This is a genomic window from Acinetobacter entericus (genome assembly GCF_026168575.1).
Taxonomy (GTDB): Bacteria; Pseudomonadota; Gammaproteobacteria; order Pseudomonadales; family Moraxellaceae; genus Acinetobacter; species Acinetobacter bouvetii.
On sequence record NZ_JAPEQW010000002.1, the window covers coordinates 1 to 11,549 of the forward strand.

Here is an 11,549-nt window from a genome sequence, read left to right on the forward strand (position 1 = left end):
CGCCGCAAGGTGTGAGAGTTCGAGTCTCTCCGTCCCCACCATCAAATATTAAATCATGCGTTTATTATTGATTTAATAGCTGTTTTTTTAAACAGCACTATGTGAAAAAGTCCATTTATCTTGTTATAATTGGCGACCTAAGGGGATATGGCGGAATTGGTAGACGCACTGTGTTCAGGTCGCAGCGCCTTCTGGGCGTGAGAGTTCGAGTCTCTCTATCCCCACCAGAATTTAACTTCATATAGCCTTATATGAAGTATAAAGCCTTAATTCAAAAAGAATTAAGGCTTTTTTATTGCTTAATTTAATGTTTGGGATGCCGTTGATCTGGCTAAAGTTCAACCAATTTTAACGGTTAAACTCGGGATGAAATAAAAAGAAAACTGACGCATTGGGAACTGAAGCGAAATTAGATCTTGTTAAATCTATTGAAATACTCTTTCTTAGAGCAAGTGACAGCCATATAAAACGGGCAATTGGTGTCTAAATTTTTGGCGGCGATTCAACGTTTTTTTATCAGCACACATCAGTCTGCAAAGGGTTGGGTAATCAGGCGCGGCCTAATTCAACTTACAAAATTTCATCGGGCTTTGAACAAAGCTTCTGGTCACATGCAAAGATAATCCAAATAAAGCCTTGATCGCCCAGCGGAATAGGGTTGGCTGTATCTGAATAAGTATGGTTTCGGTCATTTTTGCCTGTTGATTCGGCGTACCATTAGCCGCAGGGATCAAACCCAATATTATATTTCTGTGATTAATCAAAGCGCATTAAGAAGTCCCCATTTGTTAGGCGCGGGGGATCTTTATTTATAAATGATAAAGTTCAATAAACACTGATGATTGGTTTGCGTAACAAAGTCAGAGTTTATAGCCTTGTGTTTTATAGCTTGAGGCACGATAAAGCTGCAGTGCTGTAAAATATAAGCCCTCACAGTGGAGGGCATAGTTTCGAAAAATCCATTTTTCTCGATCAAAAATTGGCAGATGAATTATGCTTTTAAGTGATCCTCAAATTCTTCGCCCAGCTGCATGGCCAAAGCATTGCCGGAGAGGTCACAGGTGACTAAGCCATATTCTTTTTTAAAACTGAATGAGAAGCCGCGGTTGTCTGCTAAGCTGCGGACGTTATAGCCTAATTTTTCAAGCCAAAGACGAAATGCGATCAGATTTTTTGCTTTAACCACTTTTTTCACGAGAGAACTCCTTATTCATTGATAAATATTTAATAGGGATGGTTAAATATTTTTTAAAGGGCAAAATGGAACTTTTTATAAAATTACATTTTTTTGCTGAATAAATAAACAATGAAATTGGTTGAAATGATAAGGATTTTAAATTAAATATATAATTTATAATCAATTTTATAGAGTGTAACTAATTATGATTGCATTGATAAAATAAACTTAAATGCAATGAAAAATACATTATTAAAGGTTATGCTGTATTAAATCTGAATGTAAATCATACAGCTGATCATAATCAAAACGCGATAAAAAGAATAAAGTATGCAGTTAGCGCTAAAATGCGGCCTTTGATCAAGGCATCCTTTTTTATAAGGATGCAGGATTGTTTGCGCTGTATATTTGAGTTTGCAAATAAAGCCAAACTGAAGAAGGGAAATTGTCATGCGGTCTGAAACCATTGAACAATTCGTTGCCAATCAAATTGACAGAATGACGCAAAATGATCAACAGCCAGCCGCGGTGATGCTGGGCCATGAAGACTGGCTGATTTTTTCTGCTGAATCGAAGGTCGCCTATACGCCATTTGGAAGTGCGCGCCGTTATCAGCCGGCATTGGGCGGGCTGCTTTTGGTCCGTGTGGATGAAATGCATGCAGTCCGTGTGGTGACACAGGCGGAACTGGATGCATTCGCTGAAACAAATCAAATTTTATGATAGAAAAATTCGAGTTTTAGCACTTGGATATTTCTTAAAGTCCGAGTCTTTTTCCTCAGAACTGATCTTTCATTTCTCTTAAGCGCTGAAACTCTTCTGCATTGTCCGCTCGGAGAAAAGGATTGGTTTCAAGTTCTAATTCAATCGTGCTGGGCAGGGTACACTGTCCCAGCATGCGCAGCGCTTCAATACGTTCAAAGCGCTCTCTGATGGCCATATTATGAGGCTCTGCATGCAGTGCAAACTGTGCATTGGACAATGTATATTCATGCGTGCAATACACTTTGGTCCGCGGCGGCAGGGCAGCCAGCCGGTTTAATGAATGGAACATTTGCGGATGGGTTCCTTCAAAGACACGCCCGCAGCCCATAGCAAACAGTGTATCGCCGCAGAACAGCACATCTAAAGCATCGATAAAATACACAATATGCCCTAGGGTATGGCCTGGAACAGCGATAATATCGATCTTTAAGCCGTGAAATTCAAAATGGCCTTCGTCTGCCAAGGGATGCGTGATAAACGGAATTTTAGATAATTCATCCCGCGGGCCATAAACAGGTATATTGTGCTCACTGATCAGCTCCGGCACGCCGCCAACATGGTCTTTGTGCCAGTGAGTCAGCCAAATTTGCGCTAAGTTCAGCTGATGCGCTTGGCAGTATTGTTCAACCAAACCTGCTTCTGTCGGGTCGATGGCAATAACATCTTGAGAATCTTCATGTTCTAAAAGCCAGATGTAATTTTGAAGCGCATTTTTAACATCTATGCAGTGAATTTTAAAAGACATAGGGCTTACTTCTTAATTTTTTGCATAAATTCAACTTATCATGTAAAGCGGCTTGCTAATACTATAAAAATTGAATATTTGCGGGCGTTAATCTTAGAAAAGCACGGAAACGATTCAGCATCGGTATTCTGCTGAATCCGTTTTATTCTTGATCCGTGTAAACGCTGACGGCATCGCCGATAGTATAAAAATGCCCGCCAGCCACATGATGCAGGCTTTTCCATTCATCTGCAGCATCCTGATAGTGCCAATGGCCATCCCTGAAAACCCGCTCATCTGCATAAGCGCCAATGACTTTGCCAATAAATAAATCATGCGTCTGCTGATTATGCGGTTCTGAAATAAGCTCGCATAGAAGCCAGGCGGCGCAGCCCGCGACAACAGGAATATTGGAATGCGGGAATTTAAACAGCTCAGTCCCAGAATGGCGCAGTTTCTCAGGGGCATCTTTGAGGCTGATCATGCCTAAGGCATATACCATTTTCAGCTGTTTTAGCGTAGGAACTTGCAGTGCGAAGTATCCTGAATTTTCAATAATTTCTCGAGTTTTTGTGCTTTTATCCAGCACAACAGTCACTTTAGCGGGATTGAACTCCAGCGCGCAGGCCCAAGCGGCTGTCATGACATCGGTATGTTCATGATCCTGTGCGGAGACCAGCACTGTTGGCCCATGATTAAGCAGGCGGTATGATTTTTCTAATTCAACGGGAAGAAGATGTGTAAGCATGCAGTGAACCTGAAATCTAAATGGATTTAATAAACTGAGGTAACGCAGATTGGAGCTTAAACTATCAAGCAGGGACTGCAAAGCTTGTAATTCTGCACTGTGCATAAACATGAAGCTGACGAAGATATCGTCAAGAGGCGGGTCATAAACACAAAATAGCTGTGGCCGGCTGAATGGGTGCCCTTGGGCAACGTTGAGCTGAAAGCGTATAATAGAGCTAGAAATTTAAAGGAAAGCTCATGAATACACCAATAATGCTGAATATCGCAGTATTTATTGCACTCTTGTTGTTGCTTGCGCAGATGCATAAAACCCAATGGAGCCTGTCAAAGAAAGTTTTTGCCGGTTTAGGGCTAGGTGTGATTTTTGGTTTAGGACTGCATGCCGTTTACAGCAGTTCGCCTGATATTTTAAAAGACTCGATACAGTGGTTCAATATTGTTGGCAATGGTTATGTCAAGCTGCTGCAGATGGTGGTGATGCCGCTGGTATTTATTTCCATTTTAGGGGCGGTTATTAGGCTGCATGATGCCAGCTCATTAGGCAAAATCAGTATTTTAAGTATCGGCACACTGCTGCTGACTACTTTTATTGCCGCTTTTGTCGGGGTGATGGTGACTAACTTATTTGGCTTAAGCGCTGCCGGTTTGGTGCAGGGCACTCAAGAGACCGCGCGTTTAAACCAGCTGAATACAGAATACATCTCTAAAGTGACAGACTTAAGCGTGCCGGATTTGGTGCTGTCATTTATTCCAAGCAATCCTTTTGCTGAACTTACAGGCGCGAACCCGACATCCATCATCAGCGTAGTGATTTTTGCCGTGATGCTGGGGATAGCAGGGATCAAGCTCATCAATGAAGAGCCTGAAAAAGGGCGCCGTGTATTAACTGCCATTGAAACGCTGCAAGGCTGGGTGATGAAGCTGGTGCGGATAGTCATGCTGCTGACGCCATATGGTGTATTTGCTTTAATTACCAAAGTGGTCGCCAGTTCAAATTTGGCGGATATTCTGAATCTAGGCGGGTTTTTGGTCGCGTCTTATATTGGCCTTGCCATTATGTTTGCAGTGCATGCGGTCATTTTGGCGCTTACAGGCATGAATCCTTTTAAATTCTTTAAAAAGGTCATGCCGGTTTTGGCCTTTGCTTTTACCAGCCGTTCCAGCGCAGCCAGCATCCCCTTGAATATTGAAGCGCAAACCCGCCGTATTGGCGTGCCTGAGTCAATCGCCAGCTTTTCTGCGTCATTTGGCACTACCATTGGTCAAAATGGCTGCGCAGGGCTGTATCCAGCGATGCTGGCCGTGATGGTCGCGCCGACGGTTGGCATCAATCCTTTAGACCCATTATGGATACTGACTTTAATCTGTGTGGTGACACTCAGTTCAATTGGTGTTGCGGGTGTGGGCGGCGGAGCGACTTTTGCGGCTTTAATTGTCCTGCCCATTATGGGCTTGCCAGTGACTTTGGTGGCGCTGCTGATCTCGATTGAGCCTTTGATTGATATGGGGCGGACTGCACTGAATGTCAGCGGGTCGATGACGGCAGGCACAGTGACCAGCCAGCTGCTGGGGCAAACGAATAAAACAATTTTTAATCAAGAAGATGTAGATTTAACACACGTTTAAAGACACAATCTGACTATAAGGTTAAATTTAAAAGCCAATGCATCCGTGTTGGCTTTTTTACAGACATATCAAAGATGATGAAAAATCAGTGATCAATCAGGGAAAAGCGCAGATGAAAATGTATCAGGCCGATGCATTCACCAAGCAGCTGTTTAAGGGCAATCCGGCAGCGGTAATTGTATTGGATCATTGGTTGGATGAAGCAGCCATGCAGAATATTGCTTTGGAAAATAACCTCTCTGAAACAGCATTTGTGAAAATGCTGGATTCGTTGAATTATGAAATCCGCTGGTTCACCCCCACGACAGAAGTCGATTTTTGCGGGCATGCGACATTGGCCAGCAGCCATGTCATTTTTAAAGATTTTACCGACGCTCAAACGATTCAGTTTCACGTTAAAAAATTGGGCATCTTTACTGTAGAGCAGGCAGATGACGGCCAAATTCAGATGAATTTCCCCATGCGCCGGGCGCAGGCAGTAACGGAATATCCTGATCTTTTAAGGCAAGCTTTAACTAAACCCTTTAAGCAAGTGTATTTGAATGCCCAAGCTTATATTGTGGAATATGAAAGTGTTCAGGATGTTTTGGATGAGCGGCCTGATTTTGAATTGCTGAAACAGTTGGGCCGCATCCGTACAGCCATTACCGCTTCAGATGGTGAAGTTTGTGTGGATGTTGCAATTACATCAGGCAATCAGCAGTATGATTGTGTATCCCGCTATTTTGCTCCTGGCAACGGCATTAATGAAGACCCTGTGACCGGTTCTATTCATACAGGGATTGTTCCGATTTGGGCCGATAAACTGGGTAAAACAGAACTTACTGCGTATCAGGCTTCGGCGCGGGGCGGTGAGCTGTATTGCCGTATTTTGGAAAATGACCGTATCGAAATTTCGGGCTATGCCAAGCTGTACATGCAGGCAGAAATTTTTACAGATTGTTAGTTTTCGCTAAAGCTTAAGCAGGCATTCAATTTAGTTTGATATGCGCTGGATTAATCTGGCAAATGTATTAAAAATACGGCAGATTTAAAAAAATCCTGTATATAATGAGAATCATTCTCTAAAATGAACGGTATAACAAATTTATTGATTTAGATTGGAAAGATAACATTCATGCGTTTTAAACAGCTTACTCTCTCACTTTTTTTTCTTGGCTGCAGCTCAGCAATTTTTGCGCAGCCTGTTTTGGTTAAAACTGAACAGGATATTGAAGAATATAAATTAGATAACGGTTTTCGTATTATTCTGGCGCAGAATAATAAAGAAAATAAAATTTTTATGAATACGGTTTATAAGACTGGTTCATTGAATGATCCGCAAGGCAAAGGCGGCTTGGCGCATTTGCTGGAGCATTTGGCTTTTAAGGGCACGCAGAATGTCAAAGGCGATGAGTTCCAGCGCAGACTGGATCAGTACACCTTAATGACCAATGCCAGTACAGACTATTATTCGACGAAATATACCAATATTGTGCGTCCAGAACAGGCGGCTTTGAATGAAGTGATTCATCTTGAAGCGGAGCGCATGGATAAACTGGTGCTGCAGGAAAAATATGTTCCTTCTGAAATTTTGATTGTGAAGCGGGAACGTGAAGTGCGTTTAGATCAGCCTTTTGCCGTGTTGATGGATCAGGTGTTTAAAAGTGCATATGGCAATCAGCACTTGGGCCGTTTGCCCATCGGCGATCTGAAAGAACTGCAGTCTATCAATATGCAGGAGCTGAATCAGTTCTACCGCGCGTGGTATGCGCCGAACAATGCGGTCATGGTGCTTTCCGGCAAGTTTGATAAAGCTGCGGTGCTGGAGCAAATTGATGCGCAATTCAGCCCAATCGCATCCCGCGCTGTGCCTGCGCAAGCGGTTGTGCCTAAACTGGATGGAAGCAAGATCAAACAGCGCCAGTTCAGCGTGCAAAAAGGCAGTGATTTCGCCAAATTCAATATTTATCTGAATGGCGCAGATCAGGCCATTGTGCCTGCGCTGTCAGTATCACCTGCGCTTTATACGCTGCAGCCTAGCGGCCATCTATATCAAAGTATCGTAGAAACTGGTTTAGCGACAGGTGTTGCGGCATCAACGTGGCTGGATAAGGATTTTAACTTGGTCTTTTTAGGCGCTGTGTATGCGCCAAATCATGATGCCGCCAAAGTTCAAGCGCAGTTGAATCAAGGAGTAGAGCAAAGCAAAGCCTTTGATGATACAGAGCTGAATCGGGTAAAAAGCATGACCCGAAATCAGGCCGACAGCATTAAAAATAATGCGGCGGCATTAGGTTCCCGCCTCAGTGATTATTATGCGGCGTATAATGGCGACTGGACGCGTTATTTTAAAGATTTAGAGGATATTCAAAAGCTGACGCCAGCCGAGGTGAATCAAACTTATAAAGCCTTTTTAAAGCCTGAATACCGTATTAGCGGGAATATTCTGCCGACACCGGAAGATCAGAAAAAGGCAATGGAACAGAAAAAAGCTCAGCCCGCTAAAACACTAGGTCAGCAGGATGCTGCAGAAGAGCCGCTGAAAGATGCCAGTGCTTATAAAGAGGAAGTGAAGCAATATGTTCAGCAGTCAAAAACATATCTAGAGCAGAAAGAAAAACAGATTCAGCGCGGCAAGCTTAAAAATGGCATTCAATATGCGCTGTACCCGACAACAACGCGTGACGACAAAACCTATGCCTCGATTGCTTTGGATTTTGGCACGGCAGAGTCGCTGATGAATAAAGATGTGACTTTGGATTTGACCGCTTATTTGCTGTTCCGCGCATCGGAAGGCAAGAGCCTGCAGCAGATTGCGGACAAGATTATTGAATCAGGCGGTTCAGCCAGTGTCAGCACCAGCGGCAATGGTTTCACTATTCAAATTTCTGCCAAAAAAGACAAATTTGAAGAATTTTTTAAATATTTCTTAGAGGCGATGAAGACCCCTGTTTTTGAGCAGGCGCAGTTTGACTTGATTAAGTCACAAAGCTTGTCTAGCTTAGACCGTCCCTATACCGAACCCGATACGGTCGCTGCTTTAAACATGGCGCGTTTAATTGAAACACATCAGCCGGGTGATTTGCGTTATCACTTTGAGCCGAAACTGGTGAAAAAGCAGTATCAGGCAGCGACACGCGAGCAGGTGCAGCAGCTGTATCAGCAATTCTTTAAAACCAATCATGGTCAAATTGCCATTACTGGTGATTTTGATGCCAAAAAGATTCAAAAATTATTGAAATCTGAGTTTGGCAACTGGACTACAGCAGAGCCTTATGAGCGCCTAAGTGACGATTATACCGCCTATAGCGCGCAGAAAGTGCATGCGCTGTCAGAGCAGCGCGAGTTTGGCAGCTATCAAGCTCTGCTGACAGTGCCTGTCGGCAGTGATCATGCAGATATGCCTGCACTGCAAGTTTTCCGGCACATTTTAGGCGATTCGCAGCTATCGTCACGGCTGGCGCAGGAGCTGCGTGAGAAAAACGCGCTGGTTTACGGCTTTGGCGCAAATATGAACTTTGACAGCTGGACAGATTCCGGCGCCTTAATGATCAGCGCAAATTATACGGCTGGGAAATCAGCGCAAGTTTCGCAGACGGTGCATCAAGTGCTGCAGGCTTTATTGGACAAGGGTGTGACGGAGCAGGAGCTGGAAGCTGCAAAGGCGTCTATGCTGAAAAAGCGTGTAACTGCTTTGGAAGATGAACGCCGTATTCACAGCATGCTGATCCCTCAGCTTGAAAAAGGGCGTGATTTGCTTGACCGTGAAAAGCGTGATCAAGACATTGCGAAATTAACCAAGGCAGATGTTGATGCTGCGATTAAAAAATACATCCGTCTAGATCAGCTGGTCGAGGTGATGGCGGATCAGTACGGTAAAGCGCAAACGTCCGATAAAAAATAATTTGATGCGATGTTCATTGCATTCAGCAAAAAACTCCCAGATGCTTCAAGCTCTGGGAGTTTTTTACTTCTGTTGCTGAAGTTTCTGTTTCTTAAGCTTTTGCATTTGAAGCGGCAGTCAGCCTGCCGCAAATTACATACGGTAAAACTGTTTGGCATTATGTCTAAAAACGTGTGAAAGCGCATCTGGATCATAAGCTGCAACGGCATCACTGAATGCATCGATAATATTCACCAGTGACGTGCTTACACTGTCCATAGGAAAATTGGACGCAAAAATGACACGGTATTTGCCAAAGCAGTTCAGCACATGATGAATCATCGGATATGCCAAATCAAAAACTTCATCTTTGTTGGCTAAACGGCGTTCTTTATGAAAACCATGGCCTAATACAGGCATAAATAAGCCGGACATTTTAGTGTAGACATTGGGACAGCGCGACAATTCAGCGATATCGTCCTGCCAGCGGAATAAAATATTTTCCCGAGCTGTTTGGGTGATGCCTGTATGCGCGCCAACAGGGCCAAACAGGCCGGCAGGTGTGCCAAAGTGATCTAATATAATTGACGTCTCAGGAAACGCTTTAGCCAGTTTGATTAAATCTGGCAGCTGGGTGGAATAGACCCATGCGTCAAAGCTTAAATCCAGAGCCTCCAGTGCTTCAAAACCTTTCATGAATTTTTTATTGATATATAAATGCGGCTCATCAGCCCAAGCATGAATTTGACGGTCTTCATGCGCCGCCGCCATTTTGCGTATGCCGCGGAATTTTGGCGACGCTTTTTGATGCAATTTTAAAATTTTCTTAAAGCTGCTGTCTCTCGGGTCTGCTGTGCCGACAATTGCTCCAAGCTTCAAGCCTTCCTGTGCAAAAGGCAGTTTAGAGATAAACTCAGTTTCGCCAATGACGCCTTTGCCCTTATGGTCATGCCAGCTGGCTTCAACATGTACAACCTGTTCTACCGCATAGCGGCCAATATCCGCTTTATAATCGGCAGGTAAATAGGGGGAGGTGACATGCTGGGTCAGTCCGAGAGTTTCTATCAGATCTTTTGGTTTCAGCATGCGCATCATTTTGTCCAGCAGCTTGGGGTGCTTGCCCAGCAGTTTTACCGCGGTGGCTGCCGCATGCGGTGTGCTGTAGGGGTCCCATTGGTGAATGTGCGCATCAATGATGCCAAAATCGAGCTGCTGCATGGCGTTCCCTAATGTGCAGTATTATGGTGTTGAACAAAACTTTTATCATAAAAAAGCCGCAGATCTGCAAAAAAGATGACAAAACGCTGCGTATTTGAAGGCGGTGAATGATATTCAATCAAAACAATAAAAGCCCCGAAGGGCTTTTAAATGCGTTTGTATGCATTCAGCAGGACTGAATGACTTGGTCAAAACTCAAGGCGTTCAGTGCTTATGATCGTGATCATGCTTGTTGGCATGAAATTCTTCATTATGGCGGAAGCGCAAATAGTTTTCGAACTGTTCACAGTATTCATCGTAGTTGTCTTCCAGCATCATTTGGAATTGCTGCAAGATGTATGACATGACTTGATCTTTGGCATCGCGCATTTCATTGCCATCTTTGAAGTTATTGGCTGCTACCCAAGTGTTGAAACGGGCTGTGCCAAACAGCATCGCAGCGCTGATTTGCGCGCGTTTTTCAGCAGGCTTTTCTTGGCTGCCTTTTTCTACACGGCTAAATTCATTTGCAAGTTTAATAAATTCATCAGCACGTTCAAAGAAAGCCGCATTTAACGCTTCTTCTTCAGTTACATCGGTCGCATCAATCTTTTGAACCATGAATTTTTCCTGACATCTAAAATCTTAAAGGTTAATTATAGGCAAAGCCTTGCAGAAACAAAACCATTGACTTAATCTAAAAATAGCCTAAGCAAATTGGAAACCGCCATGCAAGATGCAATTGCAGTACAAAGTTTAAAAAGCGACATTGCGTTATTGCGTCAAAATATCTGGCCGCCGGCAAATTTAGCCAATGTTGAAGGCTTGCCCATTTACTACGGCAGCAAAGAACAAGTTGATGAATATTATCAGCAATGGGGCGGGCTGATTGAGCGGGCGCAAGCGCTGTTTCAGCCTTTTATGGAAGATGAAGCGGTCGACGCCATTCATTTGCCGAGCCATTTAAATTTGCCGTTATTTTATTTTCATGTAGACCGCATCCGAATTAATAAAACCCGCGCCAAAGAGTCAAAAACGTTTCGCGGCATTGCAAGCTTAGTGGAAAAATGCGGCCAGTTTGAACCTCAGGAAATATCCGCCATGCATCACTGGCTGGACGCAGATGATACAGCGGCCTTGGTTGCGCACCGTGAATTTATCGACTTGCGCACTTATGTCTTTCAGTTTGGGCAGAGCGAATATACCCGCACGCGGTTTTATGTGAATGGCATTGTGCTGAGTGTCGAAAATGATTTCCAGCTGGTTGATGCCCGGGATAAACCGCGCAAGCAGCGCAATGACAGTTATAGCGATCCCTTGGCTGACAATCATACTTGGAAAGTTTTTGGCAAATACCGTTAATTATCAGTTCATTTCAGATGCGCTTTGGTGAATGGCATCAATGAAGCCGGTCTGATGCTTCGGATTTATCCGAAAAATGCATT

At 43.9% G+C, this 11,549-nt stretch carries 10 protein-coding genes and 1 tRNA gene; 6 read left to right on the forward strand and 5 right to left on the reverse strand.

The window, feature by feature from the left end; all coding sequences use genetic code 11:
- Positions 1-141 precede the first annotated feature (141 nt).
- A tRNA-Leu gene (locus OKC24_RS01495) sits at positions 142-227 on the forward strand.
- A 764-nt stretch (positions 228-991) separates the two neighbouring features.
- Here OKC24_RS01495 and OKC24_RS01500 read toward each other — a convergent pair.
- Positions 992-1,195 (reverse strand): hypothetical protein, encoded by a 204-nt coding sequence (locus OKC24_RS01500; RefSeq protein ID WP_005010578.1) that lies wholly within the window; start codon positions 1,193-1,195, stop codon positions 992-994.
- 432 nt (positions 1,196-1,627) lie between these two features.
- On the opposite strand from OKC24_RS01500, the gene OKC24_RS01505 reads away from it, so the two are divergent.
- Positions 1,628-1,900, forward strand: a complete 273-nt coding sequence (locus OKC24_RS01505; protein ID WP_130144535.1) for a hypothetical protein — start codon at positions 1,628-1,630, stop codon at positions 1,898-1,900.
- A 55-nt stretch (positions 1,901-1,955) separates the two neighbouring features.
- Here OKC24_RS01505 and gloB read toward each other — a convergent pair whose 3' ends face one another.
- Positions 1,956-2,687, reverse strand: coding sequence for a hydroxyacylglutathione hydrolase (gloB, locus tag OKC24_RS01510; RefSeq protein WP_131275913.1), 732 nt, complete (start codon positions 2,685-2,687; stop codon positions 1,956-1,958).
- A gap of 142 nt (positions 2,688-2,829) precedes the next feature.
- Complete coding sequence (locus OKC24_RS01515; RefSeq protein WP_131275912.1) at positions 2,830-3,414, reverse strand: flavin reductase family protein; 585 nt, start codon at positions 3,412-3,414, stop codon at positions 2,830-2,832.
- A gap of 239 nt (positions 3,415-3,653) precedes the next feature.
- Here OKC24_RS01515 and OKC24_RS01520 point away from each other — a divergent pair, with 239 nt between their 5' ends.
- The 3 genes from OKC24_RS01520 (at position 3,654) to OKC24_RS01530 (ending at position 8,928) form a co-directional block, all read left to right on the forward strand.
- Positions 3,654-5,042, forward strand: a complete 1,389-nt coding sequence (locus OKC24_RS01520; protein ID WP_005010569.1) for an L-cystine transporter — start codon at positions 3,654-3,656, stop codon at positions 5,040-5,042.
- Positions 5,043-5,154: 112 nt separating this feature from the next.
- Positions 5,155-5,988: a PhzF family phenazine biosynthesis protein gene (locus OKC24_RS01525; RefSeq protein WP_130144541.1), complete on the forward strand. Its 834-nt coding sequence runs from the start codon at positions 5,155-5,157 to the stop codon at positions 5,986-5,988.
- Positions 5,989-6,159: 171 nt separating this feature from the next.
- Positions 6,160-8,928: a M16 family metallopeptidase gene (locus tag OKC24_RS01530; protein ID WP_265464589.1), complete on the forward strand. Its 2,769-nt coding sequence runs from the start codon at positions 6,160-6,162 to the stop codon at positions 8,926-8,928.
- Between the two features lie 132 nt (positions 8,929-9,060).
- On the opposite strand, the gene OKC24_RS01535 is transcribed toward OKC24_RS01530, so the two are convergent.
- Positions 9,061-10,125, reverse strand: a complete 1,065-nt coding sequence (locus tag OKC24_RS01535; protein WP_131275910.1) for an amidohydrolase family protein — start codon at positions 10,123-10,125, stop codon at positions 9,061-9,063.
- 204 nt (positions 10,126-10,329) lie between these two features.
- Complete coding sequence (locus tag OKC24_RS01540; protein ID WP_005010560.1) at positions 10,330-10,725, reverse strand: DUF3144 domain-containing protein; 396 nt, start codon at positions 10,723-10,725, stop codon at positions 10,330-10,332.
- A 108-nt stretch (positions 10,726-10,833) separates the two neighbouring features.
- On the opposite strand from OKC24_RS01540, the gene OKC24_RS01545 reads away from it, so the two are divergent.
- Positions 10,834-11,466 (forward strand): hypothetical protein, encoded by a 633-nt coding sequence (locus OKC24_RS01545; protein ID WP_265464590.1) that lies wholly within the window; start codon positions 10,834-10,836, stop codon positions 11,464-11,466.
- Positions 11,467-11,549: the final 83 nt, after the last annotated feature.

Bases quoted from the DNA above. Each gene is read 5' to 3' on its own strand.
- OKC24_RS01505 (WP_130144535.1), top strand. From the start codon at position 1,628: ATGCGGTCTGAAACCATTGAACAATTCGTTGCCAATCAAATTGACAGA.
- gloB (WP_131275913.1), bottom strand. From the start codon at position 2,687: ATGTCTTTTAAAATTCACTGCATAGATGTTAAAAATGCGCTTCAAAAT.
- OKC24_RS01515 (WP_131275912.1), bottom strand. From the start codon at position 3,414: ATGCTTACACATCTTCTTCCCGTTGAATTAGAAAAATCATACCGCCTG.
- OKC24_RS01520 (WP_005010569.1), top strand. From the start codon at position 3,654: ATGAATACACCAATAATGCTGAATATCGCAGTATTTATTGCACTCTTG.
- OKC24_RS01525 (WP_130144541.1), top strand. From the start codon at position 5,155: ATGAAAATGTATCAGGCCGATGCATTCACCAAGCAGCTGTTTAAGGGC.
- OKC24_RS01530 (WP_265464589.1), top strand. From the start codon at position 6,160: ATGCGTTTTAAACAGCTTACTCTCTCACTTTTTTTTCTTGGCTGCAGC.
- OKC24_RS01535 (WP_131275910.1), bottom strand. From the start codon at position 10,125: ATGCAGCAGCTCGATTTTGGCATCATTGATGCGCACATTCACCAATGG.
- OKC24_RS01540 (WP_005010560.1), bottom strand. From the start codon at position 10,725: ATGGTTCAAAAGATTGATGCGACCGATGTAACTGAAGAAGAAGCGTTA.
- OKC24_RS01545 (WP_265464590.1), top strand. From the start codon at position 10,834: ATGCAAGATGCAATTGCAGTACAAAGTTTAAAAAGCGACATTGCGTTA.